Origin of the sequence: Streptomyces canus (assembly GCF_001514145.1) — a bacterium.
Classification (GTDB): domain Bacteria; phylum Actinomycetota; class Actinomycetes; order Streptomycetales; family Streptomycetaceae; genus Streptomyces; species Streptomyces canus.
In genome coordinates this window covers 18,409-44,303 of record NZ_KQ948682.1, presented here as the reverse complement: position 1 = coordinate 44,303, position 25,895 = coordinate 18,409, and the positions used below count along the sequence as shown (strand labels likewise).

The 25,895-nt window shown below is 70.5% G+C and carries 22 protein-coding genes, 2 tRNA genes, 1 pseudogene and 1 riboswitch; of the genes and pseudogenes, 18 read left to right on the top strand and 7 right to left on the bottom strand.

The window, feature by feature from the left end; translation table 11 throughout:
- Positions 1–232: 232 nt before the first annotated feature.
- From AQJ46_RS47230 to AQJ46_RS47215, 4 genes are all read left to right on the top strand, one after another.
- Positions 233–2,368: a DEAD/DEAH box helicase gene (locus tag AQJ46_RS47230; RefSeq protein ID WP_059211534.1), complete on the top strand. Its 2,136-nt coding sequence runs from the start codon at positions 233–235 to the stop codon at positions 2,366–2,368.
- A gap of 211 nt (positions 2,369–2,579) precedes the next feature.
- The gene (locus AQJ46_RS47225; RefSeq protein ID WP_059211533.1) at positions 2,580–5,654 is read left to right on the top strand and encodes an FG-GAP repeat domain-containing protein; all 3,075 of its coding nucleotides are present in this window, start codon (positions 2,580–2,582) and stop codon (positions 5,652–5,654) included.
- Between the two features lie 63 nt (positions 5,655–5,717).
- Positions 5,718–7,253, top strand: coding sequence for an amino acid permease (locus tag AQJ46_RS47220; protein WP_059211532.1), 1,536 nt, complete (start codon positions 5,718–5,720; stop codon positions 7,251–7,253).
- 98 nt (positions 7,254–7,351) lie between these two features.
- A tRNA-Lys gene (locus AQJ46_RS47215) sits at positions 7,352–7,424 on the top strand.
- 108 nt (positions 7,425–7,532) lie between these two features.
- Here AQJ46_RS47215 and AQJ46_RS47210 read toward each other — a convergent pair.
- Positions 7,533–8,006: an Asp23/Gls24 family envelope stress response protein gene (locus AQJ46_RS47210; protein WP_059211531.1), complete on the bottom strand. Its 474-nt coding sequence runs from the start codon at positions 8,004–8,006 to the stop codon at positions 7,533–7,535.
- Between the two features lie 96 nt (positions 8,007–8,102).
- Between AQJ46_RS47210 and AQJ46_RS55835 the strand changes: the two genes are divergently transcribed.
- On the top strand, positions 8,103–8,261 hold the full coding sequence (locus tag AQJ46_RS55835; protein ID WP_159064204.1) for a hypothetical protein: 159 nt from the start codon (positions 8,103–8,105) through the stop codon (positions 8,259–8,261).
- Positions 8,262–8,371: 110 nt separating this feature from the next.
- On the opposite strand, the gene AQJ46_RS47205 is transcribed toward AQJ46_RS55835, so the two are convergent.
- Entirely contained in the window at positions 8,372–8,647 is a 276-nt protein-coding gene (locus AQJ46_RS47205) for a hypothetical protein (protein WP_059211530.1), read from the bottom strand.
- 494 nt (positions 8,648–9,141) lie between these two features.
- On the opposite strand from AQJ46_RS47205, the pseudogene AQJ46_RS47200 reads away from it, so the two are divergent.
- The 7 genes and pseudogenes from AQJ46_RS47200 (at position 9,142) to AQJ46_RS47170 (ending at position 14,860) form a co-directional block, all read left to right on the top strand.
- Positions 9,142–9,698 (top strand): annotated as a pseudogene (locus AQJ46_RS47200) (DUF5994 family protein).
- A gap of 349 nt (positions 9,699–10,047) precedes the next feature.
- Positions 10,048–10,251 carry a cold-shock protein gene (locus tag AQJ46_RS47195; RefSeq protein WP_023586116.1) on the top strand — a complete coding sequence of 68 codons (204 nt, stop codon included), beginning with the start codon at positions 10,048–10,050 and terminating at the stop codon, positions 10,249–10,251.
- A 217-nt stretch (positions 10,252–10,468) separates the two neighbouring features.
- Entirely contained in the window at positions 10,469–11,965 is a 1,497-nt protein-coding gene (locus AQJ46_RS47190) for a DEAD/DEAH box helicase (protein WP_059211529.1), read from the top strand.
- Between the two features lie 46 nt (positions 11,966–12,011).
- A complete protein-coding gene (locus tag AQJ46_RS47185) occupies positions 12,012–12,311 on the top strand; it encodes a CBS domain-containing protein (RefSeq protein ID WP_059211528.1) in 300 nt (99 codons plus the stop codon).
- A 59-nt stretch (positions 12,312–12,370) separates the two neighbouring features.
- Positions 12,371–12,685, top strand: a complete 315-nt coding sequence (locus AQJ46_RS47180) for an SCO5918 family protein (protein WP_059211527.1) — start codon at positions 12,371–12,373, stop codon at positions 12,683–12,685.
- 230 nt (positions 12,686–12,915) lie between these two features.
- Positions 12,916–13,119, top strand: a complete 204-nt coding sequence (locus AQJ46_RS47175; protein WP_057609368.1) for a cold-shock protein — start codon at positions 12,916–12,918, stop codon at positions 13,117–13,119.
- A gap of 169 nt (positions 13,120–13,288) precedes the next feature.
- Positions 13,289–14,860: a hypothetical protein gene (locus AQJ46_RS47170; protein WP_159064203.1), complete on the top strand. Its 1,572-nt coding sequence runs from the start codon at positions 13,289–13,291 to the stop codon at positions 14,858–14,860.
- Positions 14,861–14,878: 18 nt separating this feature from the next.
- Here AQJ46_RS47170 and AQJ46_RS47165 read toward each other — a convergent pair whose 3' ends face one another.
- Positions 14,879–16,006 carry a dihydrofolate reductase family protein gene (locus tag AQJ46_RS47165; RefSeq protein WP_059211525.1) on the bottom strand — a complete coding sequence of 376 codons (1,128 nt, stop codon included), beginning with the start codon at positions 16,004–16,006 and terminating at the stop codon, positions 14,879–14,881.
- A 69-nt stretch (positions 16,007–16,075) separates the two neighbouring features.
- Here AQJ46_RS47165 and AQJ46_RS47160 point away from each other — a divergent pair, with 69 nt between their 5' ends.
- Both AQJ46_RS47160 and AQJ46_RS47155 read left to right on the top strand, forming a co-directional pair.
- Positions 16,076–16,585, top strand: a complete 510-nt coding sequence (locus AQJ46_RS47160) for a MarR family winged helix-turn-helix transcriptional regulator (protein WP_059211524.1) — start codon at positions 16,076–16,078, stop codon at positions 16,583–16,585.
- Between the two features lie 124 nt (positions 16,586–16,709).
- Complete coding sequence (locus AQJ46_RS47155) at positions 16,710–17,345, top strand: GTP cyclohydrolase II (RefSeq protein WP_057609376.1); 636 nt, start codon at positions 16,710–16,712, stop codon at positions 17,343–17,345.
- A 3-nt stretch (positions 17,346–17,348) separates the two neighbouring features.
- Here AQJ46_RS47155 and AQJ46_RS47150 read toward each other — a convergent pair whose 3' ends face one another.
- Positions 17,349–17,999, bottom strand: a complete 651-nt coding sequence (locus AQJ46_RS47150) for a response regulator (protein ID WP_059211523.1) — start codon at positions 17,997–17,999, stop codon at positions 17,349–17,351.
- On the bottom strand, positions 17,987–19,138 hold the full coding sequence (locus AQJ46_RS47145; RefSeq protein ID WP_059211522.1) for a sensor histidine kinase: 1,152 nt from the start codon (positions 19,136–19,138) through the stop codon (positions 17,987–17,989). Before AQJ46_RS47145 ends, AQJ46_RS47150 begins: the two co-directional genes overlap by 13 nt.
- Positions 19,139–19,495: 357 nt before the next feature.
- Between AQJ46_RS47145 and AQJ46_RS47140 the strand changes: the two genes are divergently transcribed.
- The 4 genes from AQJ46_RS47140 (at position 19,496) to AQJ46_RS47125 (ending at position 23,208) form a co-directional block, all read left to right on the top strand.
- Positions 19,496–19,569 (top strand) — tRNA-Met (locus AQJ46_RS47140).
- 107 nt (positions 19,570–19,676) lie between these two features.
- The gene (locus AQJ46_RS47135; RefSeq protein WP_079072784.1) at positions 19,677–20,762 is read left to right on the top strand and encodes a PP2C family protein-serine/threonine phosphatase; all 1,086 of its coding nucleotides are present in this window, start codon (positions 19,677–19,679) and stop codon (positions 20,760–20,762) included.
- 224 nt (positions 20,763–20,986) lie between these two features.
- A riboswitch (cyclic di-AMP (ydaO/yuaA leader) is annotated at positions 20,987–21,144 on the top strand.
- Between the two features lie 11 nt (positions 21,145–21,155).
- Entirely contained in the window at positions 21,156–22,190 is a 1,035-nt protein-coding gene (locus tag AQJ46_RS47130; protein ID WP_059211521.1) for a M23 family metallopeptidase, read from the top strand.
- Positions 22,191–22,254: 64 nt separating this feature from the next.
- The gene (locus AQJ46_RS47125) at positions 22,255–23,208 is read left to right on the top strand and encodes an aldo/keto reductase (protein ID WP_059211520.1); all 954 of its coding nucleotides are present in this window, start codon (positions 22,255–22,257) and stop codon (positions 23,206–23,208) included.
- Between the two features lie 167 nt (positions 23,209–23,375).
- Here the strand turns inward: AQJ46_RS47125 and AQJ46_RS47120 are convergent, their stop codons facing one another.
- Positions 23,376–24,719 (bottom strand): PrsW family intramembrane metalloprotease, encoded by a 1,344-nt coding sequence (locus tag AQJ46_RS47120; RefSeq protein WP_059211519.1) that lies wholly within the window; start codon positions 24,717–24,719, stop codon positions 23,376–23,378.
- Between the two features lie 50 nt (positions 24,720–24,769).
- Entirely contained in the window at positions 24,770–25,639 is an 870-nt protein-coding gene (gene trmB / locus AQJ46_RS47115; protein WP_208617104.1) for a tRNA (guanosine(46)-N7)-methyltransferase TrmB, read from the bottom strand.
- Positions 25,640–25,895: the final 256 nt, after the last annotated feature.

The following is a 25,895-nucleotide window of genomic DNA, read 5'->3' as shown; positions in this document are numbered from 1 at the left end:
CGTGAAAGGCCCCGAGTGACCTCGGATACATACGAGGGGATCGGTTTGCCTTCGGGGGCGATGGGTGCGTATGGTTATAGATCGTTTGATCATTTGCCCGGCGCCAAAGCAGAAGCGCGCCGTGTGGCGCGTTCTCTCCCTTACCGTGGCTGACCGCATAGAGGCGGTCGTATTGCGAATCACGGAGTTGACGGGCGCGTGCCGACGAGACTCCGGAAGGTTTCGCATACGCATGTCCATTTCCAGTACTGATCACGTCGTCGTGCCCGAGAACGAGGGCACGGAGGAGACTGTCGAGGTCACCTTCGCGGACCTCGGTCTCCCCGAGGGCGTTGTGCGCAAGCTCGCCCAGAACGGCGTGACCACCCCCTTCCCGATCCAGGCCGCGACCATCCCGGACGCCCTGGCCGGCAAGGACATCCTCGGCCGTGGCCGCACCGGCTCCGGCAAGACCCTCTCCTTCGGTCTGCCGACCCTGGCCCGCCTCTCCGGCGGCCGCACCGAGAAGCACCGGCCGCGCGCCGTCATCCTCACCCCGACGCGTGAGCTCGCGATGCAGGTCGCGGACGCGCTGCAGCCCTACGGCGACGTCCTGGGCCTGAAGATGAAGGTCGTCTGCGGCGGTACGTCCATGAGCAACCAGATCTACGCCCTGGAGCGCGGTGTCGACGTGCTCGTCGCCACTCCGGGCCGGCTGCGTGACCTCATCAACCGCGGCGCCTGCTCCCTGCAGGACATCGAGGTCGCCGTCATCGACGAGGCCGACCAGATGTCCGACCTGGGCTTCCTGCCCGAGGTCACCGAGCTGCTCGACCAGGTCCCGGCCGGCGGCCAGCGGATGCTGTTCTCGGCCACGATGGAGAACGAGATCTCCACGTTGGTCAAGCGCTACCTGAGCAACCCGGTCACGCACGAGGTCGACAGCGCCCAGGGCAACGTCACGACCATGTCGCACCACATCCTGATCGTGAAGCCCAAGGACAAGGCGCCGGTCACCGCGGCCATCGCCTCCCGCAAGGGCCGCACCATCATCTTCGTCCGGACCCAGCTGGGCGCCGACCGTATCGCCGAGCAGCTGTGCGACTCCGGTGTGAAGGCCGACGCGCTGCACGGCGGTATGACGCAGGGCGCCCGTACCCGTGTGCTGGAGGACTTCAAGAAGGGCTACGTCAACGCGCTCGTCGCGACCGACGTCGCCGCCCGTGGCATCCACGTCGACGGCATCGACCTCGTCCTGAACGTCGACCCCGCCGGTGACCACAAGGACTACCTGCACCGCGCCGGCCGTACCGCTCGCGCGGGCCGCACCGGCACGGTCGTGTCCCTGTCGCTGCCGCACCAGCGCCGGCAGATCTTCCGGCTGATGGAGGACGCGGGCGTCGACGCCGGGCGTCACATCATCAACTCCGGTACCGCCTTCGAGCCCGAGGTCGCCGAGATCACCGGCGCCCGTTCGATGACCGAGGTCCAGTCCGAGTCCGCGGCCAACGCGGCTCAGCAGGCCGAGCGCGAGGTCGCCCAGCTCACCAAGGAGCTCGAGCGGGCGCAGCGGCGCGCGACCGAGCTGCGCGAGGAGGCCGACCGCCTGGTCGCCCGGGCCGCCCGCGAGCGCGGTGAGGACCCGGAGACGGCGGTCGCCGAGGCGCAGGCCGTGGTGGCCGAGGCCGTGGAGGCGGCTGAGGCCGAGGCCGCGGTTTCCGAGCAGCCCGCCGAGCGTCCCGCGTACGAGCAGCCGCGTCAGCGCCGTGACGAGCGGGGCAACTACGAGCGTCGTGACGACCGTCGGGACGACCGTGGTGGCCGTTCCTTCGAGCGTCGTGACGACCGTGGCGGCTTCAACCGCGACCGCCGTGACGGCGAGCGGGGCGGGTTCCGCCGTGACGACCGTGGTGGCCGTTCCTTCGAGCGTCGTGACGACCGTCCCTCGGGTGGCGGCTTCAACCGCGACCGCCGTGACGACCGCCCCACCGGCGGTGGGTTCAACCGCGACCGTCGTGACGAGCGTCCCTCGGGCGGCTTCCGCCGTGACGACCGCCCCTCGGGTGGCTTCAACCGCGACCGTCGTGACGACCGCCCCACCGGCGGTGGGTTCAACCGTGACCGTCGTGACGAGCGTCCCTCGGGCGGCTTCCGCCGTGACGACCGCCCCACCGGCGGCGGTTTCAACCGCGACCGTCGTGACGAGCGTCCGTCCACCCACCGGGGCAGCGACCGTCCCTTCAACCGTGACCGTCAGGGCGACCGCCCCACCGGTGGCGGCTTCCGCTCCGGCGGCCACGACCGCCCGCACGGCCGTCGTGACGACCGCCCGGCCGGCTCCTCCTTCGGCCGCCGCGACGACAAGCCGCGCTGGAAGCGCAACGGCTGACGCCTCTGAGAAGTGAACGCCGTGGCCCCCCGTCGTATCTGACGGGGGGCCACGGCGTTTGTCGTGTCACGTGTGTGCCCCGACAGAAAGGGCTCTCCGTCAAGGTGAAGAGAAGGTAAGATCAGCCCACTTATGAGACGGGCGTGATGGCCGGGGGGCCAGGGACACCGCACGCCGGTGGGCCGTCCGTCTCCTTCTTAGGGGGTCTTCCTTGGCTCGTCATGCCACCGTACGTCTGCGTCTCGTCGCCGCTTCCGCCGTACTGGCGGCCGGTCTGAGCCCGCTGCTGCCGTCGACGGCCGTCGCGGACGGGCCGCAGGAGACAGTGGTGCCGGCGGCGCTCCGGGACTACGGACTCTCGGCGGCGTTCCGGTCGCCGTCGACCGGCACTGGTCATGACGCCGCCGGTGCGCAGGGTGTCTTCCACACGTTGGAGGGCCGCGGCGGACTGCTGTGGACGCGTTACGCGGACGGCGAGTCGGTGAGCGTTCCGGCGGCGCCCGCGGGCACGGCCCTAGGGACGACCGGCACCGACGTCCTGGCGTACAAGTCCGCGGACCGTGTCGACTTCTGGGACGCGACGGACGGCACCAGCCGCAGCCTGCGGATCCCGGACGGACTCGCCTACGTCACGTCGTACGACAACCTCACGATCGGCTACCGGAATGTGACGGCCGAGGACGGCACGTCCAGCCGGCAGATGCACCTCCTGACGCCGGGACCGGACGGGACCACCGCCGATCTGGCCGTCACGGGCGGACCGGCCGGTCTCGTGCTCGGGCCGGCCGCCGGTGCGGATTCCGGGATGCTGTACTTCCGTGCCTCGGTGGCCGGGGAGCCGGGGCTGGCCGCGGTGGACCGCGCGACCGGTGAGGTGCGGGGCTGGAGCGGCCCGCTCCCCGTTTCGTACTCCAGGGTGAGCCTGGGCGGCGGCCACGTCGTCGTCCACGCCCTCGACAAGGCCACGGTTCTGGTGCTGCCGCGGGACCTGTCGGTTGCCCCCGTGGAGCTCAGGCTCGCGGGCGTCAGCGACGGGGCGAACGCCACCTACAACCTCGCCGTGGTCGGTGACTGGCTGGTCAACGGGGTCAATTCGACGACCGCGCAGCCCCTGGCCGGCGGTGCGCCGGTGACCCTGCTGCGGACCTCGCAGAACGGGATCGCGGCCGGCCACGACGGCACCGCCGTGAAGATCGGCAACGGCACCGGGGAGCAGGGCATCCAGCGCCTCACCCCGGGCGCGGACGGCGGTCCGCCTGTCGTCACCCTGGTCAAGCCCCTGCCCAAGCCGGCGCTGCCGATCCAGGGGCTGTCCCTGGAGCAGGGGCGGCTCGTCGGTATGGACTACTACCGGGAGTGGACGCGTGCCGACTGGTCGCGGACCGTAGCCGCGTCCGGCACCCCCGCCTTCGGTGAGCGCAGCAACTTCACCACCGACGTGGTCCACCCCGTCTGCACCGACACGGACGTGGCCTGCGGCCAGGTCAACGGCACCGCGGACGGCCGTATCGTCTGGCTCTCGCACGACGAGACCTCCGACCGGATCAGCGTCCACGGCCCGGGCGACGACGGCGTCTGGGAGCGCACCGGCCTTCCTACGGGCGGGCGGGTCACCGACGTCTCGGGCCGTTACCTCCTCTTCACGGCGCCCACCACGCAGTACGCCCTCCGGCTCGACGACGACGGCGCTCCGGTCGTCACCCGCAGCCCCGGCGCAGCGGCCCTGTCCGGCGACGTGCTGTGGACCGCGGGTACCACCCCGGGCGCCGTCACCGCGTACGACCTGACGGCGAAGAAGACGACCGAGACCCTGACGACCGACGCGGGATGCACGCCCACCGAACTCCAGGCGCTGGGCCGCTATCTGTACTGGACGTGTGACGGGAAGGCCGGCGTCTACGACCGTACGGCGAAGCAGTCCGTGTCCGTGCCGACGGGCGAGGCCAAGCTCGGTGACGGGTACGTCGTCACGCACGACAAGCAGGCCGGCAAGCTGACACTCACCACGGTCGCCGGTGGGACGCCCGCGAGCCGGGTGATCGGCGATCTGCCGGACACCGGGGTCTCGCAGCGTGACGTGCGCTGGACGGTCGACGAGTCGGGCGCCAACGCGGCCTACGTCGACGGGAAGGAGCAGGTGCACCTGGTGCCGTCCGGGGTGCCGCAGCAGCCGCTGCGGCTGCTCGCCCCGGCCGCCAAGGCGTCGTCCGTCAAGGCGCACACGTTCGACACGATCCCCGACACCCTGACCACCCTGCTGCTGTCGAAGCCGACCTCCGGCTGGGACGTCACGGTGCGCAACCGTGCGACCGGCAAGGTCTACGGCGACCGAGTGGACGGCACGGCCGCGAGGGGTGAGCTGAACGTCGGCTGGAGCGGTCTCGACCCCAAGGGGACCGGGGACGCGTACCTGCCGAACGGTTCCTACGACTGGACCGTCACCGTCACCCCGGCGGACGGCGTCGGCGCCCCGCTGACGGTGACCGGCACGGTCAAGCTGGTGAAGGGCACGGCGGTCCGTCGCGACCACGTGGGCGACGACGGCTTCGGTGAGCTCCTCACCCTCAACTCCTCCGGCGCGCTGACCTTCCAGCAGAGCAACGGCAAGGGCACGTTCTCCGGGAAGGTGAGCGCGAGCGGCTGGCCCACGTCGGTCAAGGCGGTGCCCTTCGGTGACCTGAGCGGTGACCGCTGCAACGACGTTCTGGTGCGGCCGAGCAGTGGCGCCCTGCGCCTGTACAAGCCCGGCTGCGGTGCCGCGCTGAAGCCGTCGACGCCGTACACCTCGCTGGGCACGTCCGGCTGGAACCAGTACGACGTGCTGACCGCGCCCGGTGACGTCACCAAGGACGGCCGTCCGGACCTGATCGCGCGGAACACCTCCACCGGGGCGGTGTACCTGTACAAGGGCACCAGCTCGGGGAAGCTCTCCGCCCGTGTGAAGCTGTACGACAACTGGAAGACGTACAAGAAGGTCGTGGGCGCCGGGGACCTGAACGGCGACGGCATCGGCGATCTGCTCGCCCAGGACAAGTCGAACAACGTGTATCGGTACTACGGCAAGGGCAACGGCACGTTCGCGGCGCGGGTGAAGGTGTTCACCAACTGGGGCGGCTCCTACAACGTGATCGTCGGCGTCGGTGACATCACCGGGGACGGCAAGGCCGACCTGGTCTCCCGGGACAGCGGCGGGAACGTCTGGCGCAACAACGGCAACGGCAAGGGGTCGTTCGGGGCGCGGGTGAAGATCGCGAGCGGTTGGCAGGGCTACAAGGGCCTTTTCTAGAAGGGCTCTTCTCAGCCAAGTTGTGACGTGTGTCACGCCCCCGGGATGGGAATCGCTGGGGGCATGACAGATGACGGCATAGCGAGTGGGCTCTCTGACGAAGAACGGCTTGCCCAGCTCGGCTACACGCAGGTCCTGGCCCGCCGCATGTCGGCGTTCTCCAACTACGCGGTCTCCTTCACGATCATCTCGGTCCTGTCGGGCTGCCTGACGCTCTATCTCTTCGGGATGAACACGGGCGGTCCGGCCGTGATCACCTGGGGCTGGGTCGCCGTAGGCCTGATGACCCTGTTCGTCGGCCTGTCGATGGCCGAGATCTGTTCGGCGTACCCGACGTCCGCGGGCCTGTACTTCTGGGCCCACCGCCTGGCGCCGCCCCGGTCCGCGGCCGCCTGGGCGTGGTTCACGGGCTGGTTCAACGTGCTCGGCCAGGTGGCGGTGACGGCGGGCATCGACTTCGGCGCCGCTTCCTTCCTCGGGGCCTATCTGAACCTGCAGTTCGACTTCGAGGTGACGCCCGGCCGGACCGTGCTGCTGTTCGCCGCGATCCTGATCCTGCACGGCCTGCTGAACACCTTCGGCGTACGGATCGTGGCCCTGCTGAACAGCGTGAGCGTGTGGTGGCACGTGGTCGGCGTGGCGGTGATCGTCGGAGCCCTCACCTTCGCCCCGGACCACCACCAGTCGGCGTCCTTCGTCTTCGGCGAGTTCGTGAACAACACGGGCTGGGGCAGCAGCTTCTACGTGGTCCTGCTCGGTCTCCTGATGGCCCAGTACACCTTCACCGGCTACGACGCCTCGGCCCACATGACCGAGGAGACCCACGACGCGTCGACGGCCGGCCCGAAGGGCATCGTCCAGTCGATCTGGACGTCGTGGATAGCGGGCTTCGTCCTGCTGCTGGGCTTCACCTTCGCGATCCAGTCCTACGACGGGGCGCTGAACTCCCCGACGGGCGCGCCGCCGGCCCAGATCCTCCTCGACGCCCTCGGCGCCACGGCCGGCAAACTCCTGCTGCTGGTCGTCATCGGTGCCCAGTTGTTCTGCGGGATGGCCTCGGTGACCGCCAACAGCCGCATGATCTACGCCTTCTCACGCGACGGCGCGCTGCCGTTCTCGCACCTGTGGCACACGGTGAGCCCCCGCACCCGGACCCCGGTGGCGGCGGTGTGGCTGGCGGCGGGCGGAGCGCTGGTGCTTGGTCTGCCGTACCTGATCAATGTGACCGCGTACGCGGCGGTGACGTCCATCGCCGTCATCGGCCTCTACATCGCCTACGTCATCCCGACGTTGCTGCGGCTGCGCAAGGGTGACGCCTTCGACCGCGGACCGTGGCACCTGGGCGGCTGGTCGCGTGCGATCGGCGTGGTCTCGGTGGCGTGGGTCGCCGTCATCACGGTGCTGTTCATGCTTCCGCAGGTCTCCCCGGTCACCTGGGAGACCTTCAACTACGCCCCCATCGCCGTCCTGGTCGTCCTCGGCTTCGCCTGGACCTGGTGGGTGGCCTCGGCCCGCCACTGGTTCCTGAACCCTGATCACGAACGCACCAGGGCCCGCGAGGCGGCCCGCGTGAACGCTCCCGAACCGGTCGATCCCTGACCTTCCACCCCGTTCCGCCGCCTCGACGCGGCCGTGTCCCCGATACCCGATCGGAGACACGGCCACGTCCCGCTATGCTCGGGGAGGCAACATCGCCTGGGCCCTTAGCTCAATTGGCAGAGCAGTGGACTTTTAATCCATTGGTTGTGGGTTCGAGTCCCACAGGGCCTACGGTGCGGGTGACGGGGGTACCCCTCTGACCTGCTACGCAGCGCCTGAGTCGGCTTCGGTCGGGTCGGGTGCTGCTTCGTTTTCGGGTACAGGCGGGCGGACATCGTCCTACTGCACGCGCCCCTCGCTGGTGTCCGGTGTGTCCTCGTCCGGCAGGTGGACGTCGTTGACCGCGATGTTCAGCTCGACGACTTCCAGGCCCGTCATCCGTTCCACCGCCGCGATCACGTTCTCCCGGACGTCCGCGGTGACGTCGATGATGCTCATCCCGTACTCCACGACGACCTGGAGGTCGATGGCGGTCTGCTTCTCACCGACCTCGACCTCGACGCCGCGCCCGGCGCTCGCGTGTCCCCCTGGAACCCGCTCGCGCATGGCTCCCATGGTGCGGGTGAAGCCACCGCCCAGCGTGTTGATGCCGGGGACCTCCCGTGCGGCGATCCCGGTTATCTTCTCCACCACCCCGTCCGCGATGGTCGTTTTGCCGCGGGGCTCCGGCGCCACCGGGAGCGCTGTGCCCTGGCGGGCGCGGGGTTCGTCCGGACCGGGCTTGTGCAGAGTTGAACCGTTCGGCTCCGTCATGCGAGCCACCTCCTCGGGCGGTGCGCGGAGTGCCGGGCTCGGGCGGCCGTCAGCCGCCCGGCCTCACGTCGGTGAGTACCGCGCAGCGCGTCGGATATGCGCGCGCACCGTGCCACGATCGGTGGAGTGGATGTGTGCACGGCGGCCGTGGCCGCGCTGCCGGTCGGCGGGGCCGGGGTGTCGGCGATGTCCAGGACCGCGCCGAGCCATCCGCTGTGCAGCACGGACGCCGTCAGCGAGCAGTCAGGAGCCTGACCCACGCCCGGGCACGGGGCACGGAGCCCGATCGTGGGCCTCGGCCAAACCGCCGTTCTCCGGCCGCACCGGGGTCGCAGGAACACGTGTCCGCTGGGGCGGTGAACGGGTCACCTGCGGCGTTCGTGGTCTCGGCGGTCCTCGTGCCGCCAGCGCGCCCGGTTCTGACGGCCGTAGCGGCGATCCCAGCGTTCCCGACGATCTCGGAGCTCCCGGTAGTTCCGGTAGTCGCCGAAATCGGAACCGCCGCCACGGCCCCGGCCTCCGCCGCGACCGTGGTTGTGGCGGGTGGCGCCGTAGACCAGGACCGCGGCGGCCCACCAGAGAGGATTGAGGAAGCCGAAGCCGAACAGGACCGCGATGAGGATGAGGAGTGGGACGAACACGGTGGGCCTCCCGGGAGCGGGACACAGCATCGATACCGGGGACTGGGGCCTCATCACGCAGCGTAGTCCTGCCCGGAGGCTGCGGATAGCGTGCGAGGTCGGCGCGTTCGCCCCGGCGTGGATGGCTGTCTGACACCTGTCGGGAGCTGCCGCGAGGGCCGGTGTGCGCCATGCCGTCCCTGCCTACGGCGGCATGCAACGCCCACACGCTCCCCAGGAGGCGGGGCACCGGCGCACCGGCGCCGTTTTCAGCGTGAATCACACGACACGGCGCAGGAATTCCCGGATTACCTGGAAGAACGGGGGGTACCGGGCTCAGTGGACGGCGACTGCCCGCTGGGTGGCTCGTACCGGTCCGGACCGGGAGATCACCCAGCGACTGCTCCACCTCTAGGCAGCCACTGCTCCGCGTCGCGGCGGAGCGCGGAGTACTGTGGAACATACCGAGGGCATGCCGCACACCGGCTTTCACGCCGGGTCGTTCTCGGCGAGAGATGAAACCCGGGTCGCCGCAGAGGCGGCCCGGAGACGGGCCCGCATCATGTCGGCGACCTTGTACCCCACCCTGCCGCACCCCCGAGACCGACGGCGCATCCCGTGGACTCCTGAACGGTGCCTGGTGGCCCCGCTCCCGGGATCTGCTCAGTGAACTACCCTCTCTGACCGACGTGTTGGCCCCCTCGTGGGGGCGCATCACGCGCATCGCCGTCAACCCGTCGTCAAGGTCGGCTCGTTCACCCCGGAAATCGACCCGCACAAGCTGCTGCTGCTCTCCTACGGCATTGGCCGCTGGGACCTGCTGATCATCCCGCCGGAGACCGGGGCGGAGTCGGCGGCCCGGCTGATGGCTGCCGCGTCCGAGCACGACGGCCCGCCTCTGACCGCGAGCGCGCTCATCGCCGCGGAGGAGGCCCGGCACGGCGTCGTCCGACCGACAAGCCACTGGACCCGGACGAGGCATGGGAATACGAAGGCGGCGCCCCCGCCGTGTTCACAGCCGTCCCCCGACAGTCCGACCGCGCCGATCGGGCCGGTCGGACCAGCCACCTGATCGTCGGTCCGTGAGGCGGCCGCCATGAACGTGCCGCGCGGGAAGCACGCCCAATTCTCATTTCAAAAAAAATACCTGTGCCCGCGAGGTCAGATTTTGACGGAACGTGCAGACAGGTTCCTTGTCGCGATAATTGGAATGGAACTCTCCACCGCGGACGGGCGGTTGTTGTGTGCTACTGTCGATCTCAGTTGCAGTTGTGGTTCCCGAAACTTCAAGTGCGTCCAGTCGGCTTCTGAGCCACTGGGAGCGCTTTTTATGTCCGGTCTTTTCCGGGCGGGGTGATCATCGCGGCGACACGGGATTCGCGCAGTGCGGATTCCGTACGCACCCCCAAAGGAGATATGGCATGGCTGCCGGTACCGTGAAATGGTTCAACGCGGAAAAGGGCTTCGGCTTCATCGAGCAGGACGGTGGCGGCGCTGACGTGTTCGCCCACTACTCGAACATCGCCGCCCAAGGCTTCCGGGAGCTGCTCGAAGGCCAGAAGGTGACCTTCGACATCGCGCAGGGCCAGAAGGGCCCGACGGCCGAGAACATCGTTCCCGCCTGACGCGCACACGCACTTGCAGCTGGGGCCCGCATCCTTCGGGGTGCGGGCCCCAGCTGCTCGCATTTCCGGCGTTTCCCGCAGTGTTTTCCCGTGCCCGTACGAATTTGCCGTCGGCGAGATTCGCTGTCGCGTTCCACCGGCCTTTTCTTGCAATTCACCGTGCTGCTCATCGCTGCGGGAATTCCTTGATATGTGCCGCAATCGAGGAAGGTTCCGCATGAACCGCACACGCACGAACGACCGCTTCGCCCGCACCCGTAACGGCAGTGCCGACTCCGGAAGGAGTGGCGGCCGGTTCGGTTCGCCGGCGCCGCGCCGGTCCGGCGGGCCGAGCCGTTCCGGTGGTCAGGGCCGCCGACCCGCCGCGGTACAGGGGGAGTTCGCCCTTCCCCACTCCGTCACCCCCGCGCTGCCCGCCGTGGAGAACTTCGCCGATCTCGACATGCCCGGGGAACTGCTGGCCGCGCTCGGCTCGGAGGGCGTGACCGTACCGTTCCCGATCCAGGCGGCGACCCTGCCGAACTCCCTGGCCGGCCGTGACGTCCTCGGCCGCGGCCGCACCGGCTCCGGCAAGACCCTCGCCTTCGGACTGGCGCTGCTGGCCCGTACGGCCGGTCGACGCGCCGAGGCCGGGCAGCCGCTGGGGCTGATCCTCGTACCGACGCGTGAGTTGGCCCAGCAGGTCACCGACGCACTCACCCCGTACGCCCGCTCCGTGAGGCTGCGGCTCGCCACGGTCGTGGGCGGGATGTCGATCAGCCGGCAGGCGAGCGCCCTGCGCGGGGGCGCCGAGGTCGTCGTCGCCACCCCGGGACGCCTCAAGGACCTCATCGACCGCGGCGACTGCCGGCTGGACCAGGTCTCCATCACGGTCCTCGACGAGGCCGACCAGATGGCCGACATGGGCTTCATGCCCCAGGTCACCGCCCTGCTCGACCAGGTACGCCCTGAGGGTCAGCGCATGCTGTTCTCCGCCACCCTCGACCGCAACGTCGACCTTCTCGTGCGGCGTTACCTCAGCGACCCCGTCGTGCACTCCGTCGATCCCTCCGCCGGCGCGGTCACGACGATGGAACACCACGTGCTGCATGTCCACGGCGCCGACAAGCACACGGCCACCACGGAGATCGCCGCCCGCGACGGCCGCGTGATCATGTTCCTCGACACCAAGCACGCCGTCGACCGCCTCACGGAGCACCTCCTGAACAGCGGTGTACGGGCCGCGGCCCTGCACGGCGGCAAGTCCCAGCCGCAGCGCACCCGCACGCTGACGCAGTTCAAGACCGGGCACGTCAACGTGCTGGTGGCGACCAACGTCGCGGCGCGCGGCATCCACGTCGACAACCTCGACCTCGTCGTCAACGTCGACCCGCCGACCGACCACAAGGACTACCTGCACCGCGGCGGCCGTACGGCCCGCGCCGGCGAGTCCGGCAGCGTCGTCACCCTGGTCACCCCGAACCAGCGCCGCGACATGACACGCCTCATGGCTGCGGCCGGTATCACTCCGCTGACCACCCAGGTCCGCGTCGGTGACGAGGCCCTGCACCGCATCACCGGCGCCCAGGCCCCGTCCGGCGTCCCGGTGGTCATCACCGCACCGGTCGTCGAACGCCCCAAGAAGCGCGGCGCCACCTCACGCGGTCGACGCCGTCCCGCCTCGGCGGCCCGCCGTGGGTCCGTACGGCAGTCCGCCGTCGTTGCGGCGGCCTAGCACCTTCGTGATCAGGAAACCGGCCCATCTTCGCAGGAGGCACTCTTTGACGCTGGTCCAGACGCAGACCCGCCCCGTGAACGCCCACCCCGGGCACGGCACGCCGGCCGACACCAGGGACGTGGCCGGGCCACGGGTCTGGGGGGACATGACCGTTGAGGTGGCGCTGTCCGTGATGGTGGCCGCCCGTACGGGCCGTCTGGTCGTCTGTGACGAGGACGGCCGGCGCGTCGGCCTGGTCACCCGGGCCCGGCTCACCGCCGTTCGCGACAGCCTCGGCTACACGGACCGCATCCGCCTGCGCGACGTCACCGACGGCAACGGGCTCCTCGCCCTCTTCCGCTGAGCCGGTTCACTGCTGTCCCGGCACCGTCTCCTCGTCTCCCCTTCTCCCTGTGAGGCATCATGCGCTGTGTCATCGCCCGCTTCCCGTTCGACCTGACCAAGAGCGGCGTGCTGGAATCGATGAAGGGTGTGAAACCCGAACCGGTCACCGGTGAGTCCGTGATCATCGGACGACGCCACTATCCGCTCAAGCAGGTCGGTCAGGTCATCACCCGTCAGGACCGCCGCGATTTCAGTGCCGGCGAGGTCCTTCGGGCCATGTCCCAGCTCGGCTTCACCTGCCGCGCCCTTCCCGCGGCCGCACCGGCGCACGGCGACAGCGCGTTGCAGCGGGCCTCCGCACTGCTCGGCACCGGCACCCCTCTGTCCGTCTGACCGACGGGACGGACGCGACCCTTCATAAGACGCCGCTCATACGACGCGGCCGTTTCCTATGGTGGCGGCGGGTGCGGACCGGTAGCGTCTGTGCCAGCTGTCGTGGTTCGGAGTTCCCCTTGCCCACGCCTTAGGTGTGGGCGCTTTGCTGTGCTGTGCCGCAGGGACCAGGGCGATCACCTCCGTCTTCCCCACAGGGGGAGGGCGTTCATCGACTGGAAGGCATGACTATGGCTTCGGGAACTGTGAAGTGGTTCAACGCGGAGAAGGGCTTCGGCTTCATCGCCCAGGACGGCGGCGGTCCGGACGTCTTCGCGCACTACTCCGCGATCAACTCCTCGGGCTTCCGTGAGCTCCAGGAGGGCCAGACCGTGACGTTCGACGTCGTTCAGGGTCAGAAGGGCCCGCAGGCGGAGAACATCACCCCTGCCTGACCTCTCTCGTGACGTCGGGGCCGCGCGGCGCACGCCGCGCGGCCCCGACGTTTTTTCCATGACACTTCTTGGCCACAGCTTGATCAGACGTATCTCCCCGCTTTGATCCGCCATGTCCGTGGCGTGCCTAGGCTTGGCCCGCCTTGGGGGTCCGGAGGGGGAGTTGAAGATGGTGCGACGGAGATCGCTCGCTTTCGTCGGGGTGGCCGCGCTGGTGCCGCTGGCCGTTTCCGCGGTTTCCGCGCAGGCGGCGTCGGGCTCACTGGCCGTCACCACGCTGGGGCGACACGGCGCCAAGGTCTCGACGACGGTCACCGTCGTCGCCGTGCCGTCCGGGCAGACGTACAGCGTCACGTCGGGCAAGCGGATCAGCCTGCCGGCGGGGCGCTACCTCGCGATGACCGACATCTGGGAGCAGGCCACGGACGGGCTGGGTACCGACACCATCGGCGCGCAGGTCGTCCAGGTGTCGGGCAGCACCTCGGTGACGCTCGACGCGCGCAAGGGCAAGGCGGTCAAGGTGTCCCTCGACACGCCCGCCGACGTGACCGGCCCGCCGCGGATCAGCGCGCAGGTGTGCGCCGCCACCGTCAGCGACCTGCCCTCCGCCTTCAGTTCGGGAGGCGGGAACTACCAGGGATCCCTCTACGCCATCCCGAACTCCTCCAAGCTGCTGCAGTTCGGGTACCTGGCGCAGTGGTCGGGCAACGACAGCTACGTCGCCGTGAAGAACACCACGGGCATCCCGGCCGCCCCCGGCGGGTCGTTCAAGCGGTCGGGGCTGGCCACGATGCGCTTCTCGGTGCGCAGCGGCACGCAGATGGCCCGTCAGAACGACACCGCGCTCCAGGCGACGCCCAGCACCGACAACTGCACGACCGACCTGATGACAGAGGTCCGCGACGACAGCGCACCGTACAGCGCCACCGTCCATGTGACTCCGGGGACCTGGCAGCCACGCGACGACCTCATCGCGAGCAACGGCGACGACGTCGGCGGCGGTTTCCCGAAGGTCAGGACGCTGAAGGCGGGACAGAGCTTCACCCAGTCCTTCGGCCGGGCCGCGTGGAGCCCGATGCACTACCTGCCGGTGATCAGGAACAAGTCCGTCACCTTCATCCCGGACGCCCTGATCGGCGACCCCGACGTCGGGGTCAACGGGGCCGACCCGACGAAGGAGACGGTGGTCCTGTCCAAGGGCAGCACCACCGTCAAGAAGCAGACCCTGACCAACTGGGGTACCGGCGACGCCGAGTTCTCCGCCGGCATCCACTCGGTCGGCTGGTACGACCTGACGGTCGACGCCCATCGCTACCGCCCCGGCATCACCTTCCCCGCCGGAATGCTGTCCTCGCGCGCCACCCTCGACTGGCACTTCAAGGCCGACCCGAACAAGGCGATGGTCGCGCCGGTCTTCATGACCCGCTTCCTCCCGACCGGTCTGAACAGCCACAACCAGGCCGCGGCGAACAGCACCACCACGGTCGACGTGACAGCCGGGCGCGGTTCCCAGGGCCCGGATGTGAAGTTCACCGCGGTGACCGCCAGGTCCGTGCGGGTCTGGTCGTCCGCCGACGGCGGCAAGACCTGGAGGGCGGCGACCGTCAAGCACTCCGGCTCGACCTGGCAGGCGTCCGTCCACAACCCGGCGTCCGGTGCGGTCGCCCTGCGCTCCGAGGTGACCGACGCCGCCGGGGACCGTTCGGTGGAGACGGTGTACCGGGCGTACGCCATCGGCTGACAGCCGCGGGGCGCGGGTTCACAGCAGGTGGCGGTTGGGTGCCTTCGCGCGGCCCTCGTACTCGCCCAGCAGCACCACGTCCACGCCCGCCCCCGTGAGCAACCCCGTCCCGTCGGCTCCCGCCACGAACGTGTCCGGCTCCCGCCACGCCGTCACCACCCGGCGTACTCCCGCGTCCAGGATCAGCCGGGCACAGGGGAAGGGGCGGGACGCCCGCCGGGTACAGGGTTCCAGGCTCGTGTACACCGTGGCCGTGGCCAGGCGGGGGTCGGCCGGATCGATCTTCGCCAGGGCCGCCTCCTCGGCGTGGACCACCGGATCGCCGGCCTCCCGGGAGTGGCCGCGGGCCAGCTCCGTGCCGTCGGCTGCCACCACCACCGCGCCCACGCTGAACGCCGTCCGTGAGGGCGGGCACCGGGTCGCCAGCTCGCAGGCCAGGGAGAGCCAGTGGCGGTCCGCGGGGGACGGGTGCAGGCCCGTACCGGGGGCGGTGGGTTCGTAGCGCATGAGGACCACGTCCTCGATCCGGCGGGACTCCACCAGGCGGAGGCGGCCTGCCTGGTAGGTGCCCGGGCCGAAGAGGCGGGGGGCGTCCGGGGTGCCCACGAAGAGGGGGGCGAGGACCAGTTGCAGCTCGTCCGCCAGGCCCTGCTGGAGGAGCTGGGTGTGGACCCGGCCGCCGCCTTCCACCATCAGGCGGTCCACGCCGCGCTCCTCGTGCAGGTGCTCCAGCAGGCGGTGCCAGTCCAGTTCGGGACCGAGAGAGACCACGTCGGCCGCGAGACCCAGGGAGCGGGCCCGCTCCGCGCCCTTGTCCGTCGTACAGACGAGCTTCTCGCCGCCCGTGTGCCAGAAGTTCGCGGACGGGTCCAGGTCTCCCGAGCCGCTGACCGTGACCTTCAGGGGGTACGGCGGCTTCCCGGCGGCGACCCGGGCCGCGCGGCGTGCCTCGGAGTTCACCAGCAGGCGGGGGTTGTCGGCGCGGATCGTGCCCGCGCCGATGAGGATGGCGTCCACGGAGGCGCGGACCTCGTCGACGCGGTCGAAGTCGGCCGGGCTGGACAGCAGGAGCCGGTCGGGACCGGTGTCGTCGAGGTAGCCGTCGAGGGAGACCGCGGCGGAGAGGAGGACGTAGGGATGGGGCATCGGGGCTGTCCCTCTCGAAAACGGATGGCGGGGCTTGGTTCAAGTTTGAAGCAAACCTACACTGGGGGCATGACGACCCGCTGGCTCAGCCCCGACGAGCAACGCGCCTGGCGCGCGTACATCGCGGCCTCGGTCCTCCTGGAGGACACCATCGACCGGCAGCTCCAACAGGAGGCCGGCATGCCGCACGTGTACTACTCCATCCTGGCCAACCTCTCCGAGGTGCCGGAGCGACGGCTTCGGATGACCGAGCTCGCCGAGGGGCTGAAGATCACCCGGCCCCGGCTGACGTACGCCGTCGCCCGGCTGGAGAAGGACGGGCTGGTGCGGCGCGAGAGCTGCCAGTGGGACAAGCGCGGCAGCGTCGCGGTCCTCACGGACGAGGGTATGGCGGTGCTGGAGCAGGCGGCACCCGGGCATGTGGAGACGGTCCGTGCCGCGCTCTTCGACCGGCTCACCCCCGAGCAGGTGGGGCAGCTGGAGGAGATCTTCACGAGCGTCACCGAAGGGCTCCAGGGGGAGGGTGGCGGCTCCGAGGAGGTCCCCTGGCGCCGGCGCTCGTCCCCGTCCTGCTCCTGAGGAACGCTCCGCGTGACGCGCGCCATAAATCCATTGCTTCAAATTTAAAGCATGGGGTAGGGTCTCGGATCAGTAGAACTGCTTCAAATCTGAAGCAGGTATGCCTACGAACCGGAGTACCCGCATGCCCGACCTGCCCGCCGCCACCCAGCGCTCCCGCGTCCGCGTCCCGCTGCGCTTCGGGGACGGCTACCGCGTAGACGCCGAGCTCGTCACCTTCCACGGCCTGACCGACGGCCAGGAGCACCTCGCCGTCGTCCTCGGCGACCCGGGCCCCGTCCCCCTGGTGCGCCTGCACTCCGAGTGCCTCACCGGCGACGTCTTCGGCTCCGCCCGCTGCGACTGCGGCCCGCAGCTGCGCGAGGCGGTCGAGCGCATCGCCGAGCGCGGCGGTGTCCTGCTCTACCTCCGCCAGGAGGGCCGCGGCATCGGCCTCTACAACAAGCTCGACGCGTACGCCCTTCAGGACCAGGGCCTCGACACCTATGCCGCTAACACCGCGCTGGGCCTGCCCGAGGACGCCCGCGACTACACGGCGGCCGCGCAGATGCTCCGGTCCCTGGGCATCGGGGAGCTCGACCTGCTCTCCAACAACCCCGACAAGGCAGGCCAGTTGCGCGACCTCGGCATCGACGTCCGCGACCGTGTCCCCACCGGCGTCTTCACCACCGCCCACAACGTCCGGTACCTGCGCGCGAAGGTCCTGCAGACCCAGCACACGCTGCCGCTGGGGGAGTTGACCGAGCTCGGCGTCGGGTGAGCGTCACTTGGGCGTGTGCGCCAGATAGGCCAGTACCGCCAGCACCCGCCGGTGGCCGCTGTCGCTCGGCGGCAGGCCCAGCTTGAGGAAGACGTTGCCGATGTGTTTGCTGACCGCGCGCTCGGTGACGACGAGGGTCTTCGCGATGGTGGTGTTGTCGTGGCCCTCGGCCATCAGCTTCAGCACCTCGCGCTCGCGCGGCGTGAGGGAGTCGAGGGGGGTGTCGCGGCGGCGGGTGAGCAGTTCGGTGACGACCTCGGGGTCGAGCGCGGTGCCGCCGGCCGCGACCCGCTCCAGCGCGTCGAGGAACTCGTCGACCCGGCCGACCCGGTCCTTCAGCAGGTAGCCGACCCCGCTGCTGCCACCGCCGAGCAGTTCGGCGGCGTACGACTCCTCGACGTACTGCGAGAGCACCAGCACAGGGAGTCCGGGGATCCGCTCCCGCGCCTCGAGGGCGGCCCGCAGCCCCTCGTCGCGGAAGCCGGGCGGCATGCGCACGTCGAGCACCGCCACGTCGGGCCGTTGCTCCAGCACAGCGGGCAGGATCTCCGGACCGGTGCCGACGACGGCCACCACCTCGTGCCCGGAGGACGTCAGCAGGAGGACGAGCCCCTCTCTCAGGAGGGCGTTGTCCTCGGCGATCACCACACGCACGGCAGCTCCACATCGATCACGGTCGGGCCCCCGGCGGGGCTGGTCACGTCGAAGGTCCCGTCGAGCGCGGCGACCCTGCGCCGCATCCCGAGCAGCCCTGAACCCGCGGACTCGTCGGCGCCGCCCCGGCCCTCGTCCCGCACCCGTACGGTCAGGCCGCGCCGGGTACGGGCGAGCCGGACCTCGGCACGGTCCGCCCCGCTGTACTTGGCGACATTGGTGAGGGACTCGGCGACCACGAAGTAGGCCGCGGCCTCCACCGCCGCGGGCGCCCGGGTGCCCGCCTCCAGACCGCCGACCTCGACGCCGACCGTGAGCCCGCTGCTCGACGCCAGGGCCCGCACCGCACCGACGAGGCCCCGGTCGGTGAGGATCGGCGGATGGATGCCGCGCACCACCTGCCGCAGCTCCGTCAGCGCCTGTTCGGCCTGGTCCTGGGCGTCGTCCAGCAGTCTGCGGGCGGCGTCGGGGTCACGGTCGTAGGCCCGCTTGGCGAGTCCGATCCGCATCGAGAGCGCCACGAGGTTGGCCTGGGCGCCGTCGTGCAGGTCCCGCTCGATGCGGCGCAGTTCGGCCTCGTGTGCGGCGATGGCGTCGGCCCGGGTCTCCTTCAGCTCCTCGACCCGCCGGGCCAGCCTGGCCTTCGGGGAGGGCATGAGCAGTGCGGTCGACCAACGGGCCTCGGTGTCCGCGAGCCTCACGATGAGCGGCAGGACGACCGGGTCGCGGCGCAGGACCCCGGCCCACACACCGTCGACCACCAGGCCGAGGGGCCACAGCGGGAGGGCGAGGGCGAGGAGGGCGCCGTAGAGGTAATAGGAGACCATCCAGCGGAAGTCCCTGAGGGTGCCGGGGTCCCGCACGGAAATCCTCAGCCGCTCGCGGAGCGTGCCGGTCATCGGCGTGTACGCCTCGGGGATCTCCCGGCCCGTCCACAGAGCGGTCAGGTTGCGCTTGGCGCCGGCGATCCGCCGTATCAGCAGCACGGCCTCGGGCAGCAGCCAGCAGCCGACCACGGCGACCGTACCGATGGCGGCGATCAGCAGCACGGTGATGAAGATGTACACGCCGAAGCACATCACCGCGGCCACCACGAGGTGCACGGTCGCCATCGCCGCACGCTGCACCGACTTCCACATGCGGCTCACGCTAGATGATCGGGCCCGGGAGCACGGTGTAGCCCGCTACACCATCGGGGCCCGGGCGGCCTCCTCACCGTCCCCGTGGTCGCGGACCCAGTTCCGGTGGGCGTTCCAGCCCTCCCGGCCGGGAGAGAGCTTCAGTGCCCCCGTCGTCGATCTGCTCCAGGCTCGTCACGGCTTGTCGATCTCCACCGCCCTCGCCGGGGCGACCGGTCCGACCGGACCTGCGCCGCACCCCCGCCGTCCCCTCTTGGCCGCATAGTCCCCGGACTCACCCGCCGAGCGGCCCGGCCGCCTCCGGAACAACCCTGGCGCGAACCACCCCGCGGATGACGTATGCTGGTCACACAACGACGCGGGGTGGAGCAGCTCGGTAGCTCGCTGGGCTCATAACCCAGAGGTCGCAGGTTCAAATCCTGTCCCCGCTACTCAAGGCTCAGGGCCGGAGTCCAGTAACTGGACTCCGGCCCTGAGTGTTTCCCCCGGTCGGGCCACCCGGCTCGCCCCCCGCTCCCGCTCCGGGAAACCTGGAGGTGTGGAGCAGGAGGGGCCGATCTCGTACGCGCGCATGTTCGTTCGCCTGCTCCCGGCGCTGCTGCTCGTCGCGGGTGGGTGCTACGACTACCTCACACCGTCCCAGTTCTCCGCCGCGCCCCTCTTCACCGCCGCGCCCCTGGTCGCGGCCCCGCTCTACTCCCGGCGCGGCACAGTGCTCACCGGCGCCGCGACCGTCCTCGTCGTCCTCGCGGTCCACCTGCGGCTCGGCATCGTCCTCGAAGTCGACGCCGTCACCGAGACTGTCACCGTGGTGACGGTCGCCGTCCTCGCGGTCCTCATCAATCTCCTCGTCCGCCGCAGCAGCGAACGGCTCGCCTCCCAGCGCGAGATCGCCGAGGCCGCCCAGCGGGCGGTGCTGCCCGGGCCCGCCGGGCGGATCGGCGGGTTCGACATCGCGGTGCGCTACGAGGCGGCCCAGGCGGACGCGTTCATCGGCGGCGACCTGTACGCCGTGCAGGACAGCCCGCACGGCGTACGGATGATCGTCGGGGACGTGCGCGGCAAGGGGATGGGGGCGGTGGCGGCCGTCGCGATCGTCATCGGCGCGTTCCGGGAGGCCGCCGAGCAGGAGACCACGCTGGAGGCCGTCGCCCGGCGGCTGGAGCGGGCGCTGGCGCGGGAGGCGACGCGGCGGGACAGCGTCGAGGTCTACGAGGGGTTCACCACGGCCGTCCTCGCCGAACTCCCGCACGACGACGGGGTCGTACGGATCGTCAACCGTGGGCACCCGCCGCCCCTGTTGCTGCACCCGGACGGCAGGGTGTGGGCGCTGACCGCCCGGGACCCCGCACTGCCGCTCGGCATGGGCGACCTGGGCACCTGGCCGGACCGGCGCGAGGAGTACGGCTTCCCCGGCGGGGCCACGCTGCTGCTGTATACGGACGGACTGTCCGAGGCACGGGACGGGAACGGGCGGTTCTACGACCCCGAGGCGCGGCTGGTCGGCCGCGCCTTCCGGGAGCCCGGCGCGCTGCTCGCCGCCCTCGTGGGGGAGGCGCGCCGGCATTCCGGTGGCTTCCTCACCGACGACCTGGCGCTGCTCGCCGTGCGACGGCCTTCGTGACGTGGGGTGAGCGGGTGACCGCCCTCCGCTTAACCACTGACGCGCCGTCAAAACCTGTGAGTTGCCTGAGGCGAGGTCAACTCGCCCGTTTTTCACCGTTCATGGGCCGTAAGTCCTGCGGGATTTCGTTAATGATCAAGCGGAACAGCTTGGAATCGGGCCCCCGGGTCTATTAACGTTCGATAACGCAGCGCGGTCGTCCCAGCCGTCACAAGAGATGGCTCCGTGCTCACGCGCCGAATTCCGCAAGGGAACCGGGGAACCACCAACTTGGGGTGAATCGCTCGTACTCCGCCGTGGCAGCACGGTGGGTATACGCGCGTAGGAGACCTTCCTGCTCCGAACCCGTCAGCTAACCCGGTAGGCGAGAAGGAAGGAAAGGAGTGCGCCCACGTGGCGAACCCGCCTGCCCCTGAGGCTCCGTTCGAGCCCGGTCAGCGCAGTACCGACACACTGGTGTACGGCGGCTACCGCGCCGACGACGAGGCCCCGTTGGGGGAGTGGAACCCCACCGCGGAGACCCTCCCCGCCGTACGTGGCCGGCATCGCGTCGCCAAGCAGCGTGGCGGGGGCTTCGCCCGCAGCTCCACCGTTCTGGGCGTCGGTGTCATAGCCGCCGTCAGCGCGGGCGGGATGGCCAGCGCCAACACCGGCAAGCCGCCGGTCACGATCTCCATGCCCGACCTGCCCTCCGTGGGTTCGCTCATCTCGGACGACTCCGACTCCGCCGCGGACGACACGAGCGCCTTCAGCAGCGTCGGCGCCACCACCGTCGACACCGCCAAGGGCACCTCGGACGCCGGTGAGGCACTGCGCTCGCGCATCCTGGCCCAGGCCGAGCGGCAGCAGGACCAGATCGACACCAAGGCCGCCCAGGCCGTCGCGGCCGCCGCCGAGAAGGAGGCCGACGCGGCCGCCGCCAAGGCGGAGAAGGACGCTCAGGAGAAGGCCGCCGCCGCGAAGAAGGAGGCGGAGGAGGCGGCCGCGAAGAAGGCCGAGGCCGCGCGCCTGGCCGAGCTCGCCAAGCAGTACACGCTGCCGACCTCGTCGTACACCATCACGGGCACCTTCGGTCAGGCCGGCTCCCTGTGGTCCTCCGGCTACCACACGGGCCTCGACTTCGCCGCGCCCACGGGCACGCTCATCAAGGCCATCCACAGCGGCACCATCACCGAGGCCGGCTGGGCCGGTTCCTACGGCTACCGCACGATCCTGACCCTCGACGACGGAACCGAGCTGTGGTTCTGCCACCAGTCCTCGATCAGCGTCAGCGTCGGCCAGAAGGTCGGCACCGGTGACGTCATCGGCCGCGTGGGCGCCACGGGCAACGTGACCGGCGCGCACCTGCACCTGGAGGTCCACCCGGGCGGCTCGGCCGACGGGATCGACCCGATGGCGTGGCTGCGCGGCAAGGGTCTCAACCCCTGAGGTTTACGGCGATTTTGCGGCCGTTGCGGAAGACGGGCGTCCGGGGCTTGCGTTGACGTAGGACATGACTGTTTCTCCGCTTCGCAAGCTCGGCTCCTCCGACCTCGAGGTCTTCCCGCTCTCCCTCGGCGGCAACGTGTTCGGCTGGACGGCCGACGAGTCCCAGTCCTTCGCCGTCCTCGACGCGTACGCCGCCGCGGGCGGCAACTTCCTCGACACGGCCGACTCGTACTCGCACTGGGTCGACGGCAATTCAGGTGGCGAGTCCGAGACCCTCATCGGCAAGTGGGTGGCGGCGCGGGGCAACCGCGACGACGTCGTCATCGCCACGAAGGTCAGCCAGCACCCCGACTTCCCCGGCCTCACGGCCACCAACATCAAGGCCGCCGCCGACGCCTCGCTGCAGCGCCTGGGCACCGACCACATAGACCTCTACTACACCCACTTCGACAAGACCGAGGTGCCGGTCGAGGAGATCATCGGCGCGCTGGACGAGCTGGTGAAGGCGGGCAAGGTGCGGGCGATCGGCGCCTCCAACATCTCCGCCGCGCGCCTGGCGGAGTCCCTGGCCTTCTCGGACCGCGAGGGCCTGGCGCGCTATGTCGCCCTGCAGCCCCAGTACAACCTGGTCTCCCGTGACACCTACGAGGGCGAGCTGGAGGCGGTGGCCGCGCGCGAGGGCCTCGCCGCCGTCCCGTACTACGCCCTCGCCTCCGGGTTCCTCACCGGCAAGTACCGCCCCGGCGCGACCGTCGACAGCCCGCGGGCCGCGGCGGGCGCCGGCAAGCACCTGGACACCGACCGCGGCCGGAAGGTGCTCGCGGCCCTGGACGACATCGCCGAGTCCCACCGCGTCCCGGTCGCCACGGTCGCCCTCGCCTGGCTCGCGTCCCGGCCGACGGTCGCGGCCCCGATCGCTTCCGCTCGTACGGTGGAACAGCTGCCGGCGCTGCTGGGGGTGGCGGAGCTGGCGCTGACGGAGCAGGAGACGGCTCGCCTGACGGAGGCGTCGGCCTGACACGGGCGCAGGGCCCAGCCGGCGGTGGCGGGCTCTGAGCCGCCGGCGTCGCGGTCCGCGCGGCGAAGTGGCCATTGCGTGCGGTGGCCGCCGTGGCGGGCACCGCACCGGACGCCGCGAGGGCGGCCGCGCCGAGCAGGGCGCCCACGGTTCCTGCTGTGGTCGAGCTACGTCCGGTACGGGTTGTACGCGGGGTACGGCACCGTCGGTTGGGCCGGCTGGACCGGGTGCGGCGAATAGCCGTACACCCCGTACACCGGCCAGGGCGGGGCGGTCACCGGTACCGGCGGCGCCGTCATCCGGGCGGCGTGGTCCAGCGCGGGCCGCGCGACGTCCCGCCGGCGCCACAGCTCGTGCAGCAACTCCCGTTCCCGTACGACGAAGTCGGGGTTCGCCCGCCCGAGCCGTCCCCGGCGCCGCAGGAACGCCAAGGACGTCGCGTACGCCTCGTACTGCGAGACCGCCCGTGCCGCAGGTCGCCCGCCGAACTGCCGCCGCGCGTGCTCCCGCGCCATCCGTCGCGCCCGCATCGAGCCCAGTACATACGGCTCGGTCGGCGCCAGCCACCCGGCGACGGCGTACGCGGGCAGCTCCTCGCGCACGGTTCTCAGCTCCCGCTGCCGCGTCCAGATGACCAGCCAGGTCAGCAGCGCGAACGCCGGCACCATGAACATCGCGTACACCGCGAAGAACCCGTACTCCCCGAGCGTCGAGGAGCCGTTCCACATCGCGTGCATGCCCATCGCGAGCAGCAGACCGGACAGCGGGACGAGCACCCGCCGTACGTGCTGGCGTTCCGCCGAGAGCGCGGAGATGCCGAAGCCGATGCCGGTGAGGACGGTGAAGAGGGGGTGCGCGAACGGTGACATCACGACACGCACGAAGAAGGTCGCGGCGGTGACGGAGGCGATGCCGCCGTCGCCGTTGAGCTGGTCGGTGCCGAAGGCGGTGCCGAGGTAGAGGATGTTCTCGGTGAAGGCGAAGCCGGTGGCGGTGACCCCCGCTATCACCACCCCGTCGACGATCCCGGTGAAGTCCCGTCTGCGGAACAGGAAGACCAGCAGAACGGCGGCGGCCTTGGCGGACTCCTCGACGATCGGCGCTATCACGGTCGCGCCGAGGGTGTCGGCGCCGGTCGGATCGGCGGTCGCCGTCGCTATCCATTTCGTCGCGAAACTGTTGGCGATGATCGCTATCAGCGCCGCCGCGCAGGCGCCCCAGGCGAAGGCGAACAGCAGATTGCGCCAGGGGCCCGGTTCGACCCGGTCGAGCCAGCGGAACGCGGCTATGAGCAGCGGTACGGGCAGCACGGCGAGGCCCAGTCCGACCAGGAACCCCTCGGTGCCGGTCTGCTGACGGACCAGGGCGAGGATGACGAGCCCGGACAGCGCGAGGAGTGTGATCAGGGCGCCGTAGCGCACCCATTTCCGCTGCCACCAGTGCGCATGCCGCAGCGCGGCGCCACCGGTGGGGTCACCGGGGTGCGTCGGATACGGGGGACAGGTGGCCACAGCATCGACCTTAACGAGACAGAGGCGCCGCCCGCAGGCGGGACGGGTGATCAGGCGCCGGTGGGGGACTGGTCGGGTCGGTCGCCGTGCTGTACGCGGCGGAACAGCAGGTCGTTCACGACATGTCCTTTGTCCAGTCCCTGGCCCTCGAAACGAGTCAGCGGCCGGAAGTCGGGACGCGACGCAAAACCGCCGTCTGCCTGTGTGTTCTCGAAGTCGGCATGCGCCGTGAGCACCTCGAGCATCTGTTCGGCGTACGGTTCCCAGTCGGTCGCGCAGTGCACCAGCGCCCCCGGCCTCAGCCGCGTCGCTGCCAGGTCCAGGAACTCCGGCTGGATCAGCCGCCGCTTGTGGTGCCGCTTCTTGGGCCAGGGGTCCGGGAAGTAGACGCGCAGCCCGTCGAGCGAGTCCTCGGTGAGCATCTCGCGCAGCAGGATGATGGCGTCGCCGTTGCCGACCCGGACGTTGGACAGCTTCTGCTGCTCGGCGAGATTGAGGAGGTTCCCCTGGCCAGGGGTGTGCACATCGACGGCGAGGATGTTGATCCCCGGCTCCGCGGCGGCCATCTGCGCGGTGGCCTCACCCATGCCGAAGCCGATCTCCAGCACGACCGGGTGGTCGTTGCCGAACATCTCGCCGAAGTCGACCGTGCGCTGCCCGTCGATGTCGAGGCCCCACGTGGGCCACAGCCGCTGCAAGGCGTCCGCCTGCCCCGCCGTCACCCGGCTCCGGCGCGGTTGAAAACTCCGGATCCGCCGCTCGAAGTGCGATCCCGCGGGGTCGGCACTGGGCCCGTCGGGAAACCGCGGCTCCCCTTTGGCCCGGGTGTGCCGAACGGGGGCACCGGGGACATGCAGGACGGACTCGCCGGCGGCGGGCCGGGACCGCTGGGCATCGGGGGCGTTGAGGGAGTCAGACACAGTGGAGTCGATTTTACGGTGACCTCGGTGACGAACGCGGCTCAGGGATGTTCCGGTTGTCACGTGCGGGGCGGGGTGTCTGGGCTGTCATGTCGGGGGCGGGGCGTATGAGTCGTCGTGGCCGGGGTCGTGGCAGATAGCCCGGCGTCCGGGGCAGCCGCGTCCAGGCCCATCCCGTCCGGGTGGCGTCCGGGGGCAGCCGCGTCGGACCCGTTCTGTCCGGGGGGCAGTGTCCAGGGCAGTCGCGTCCGGGTCG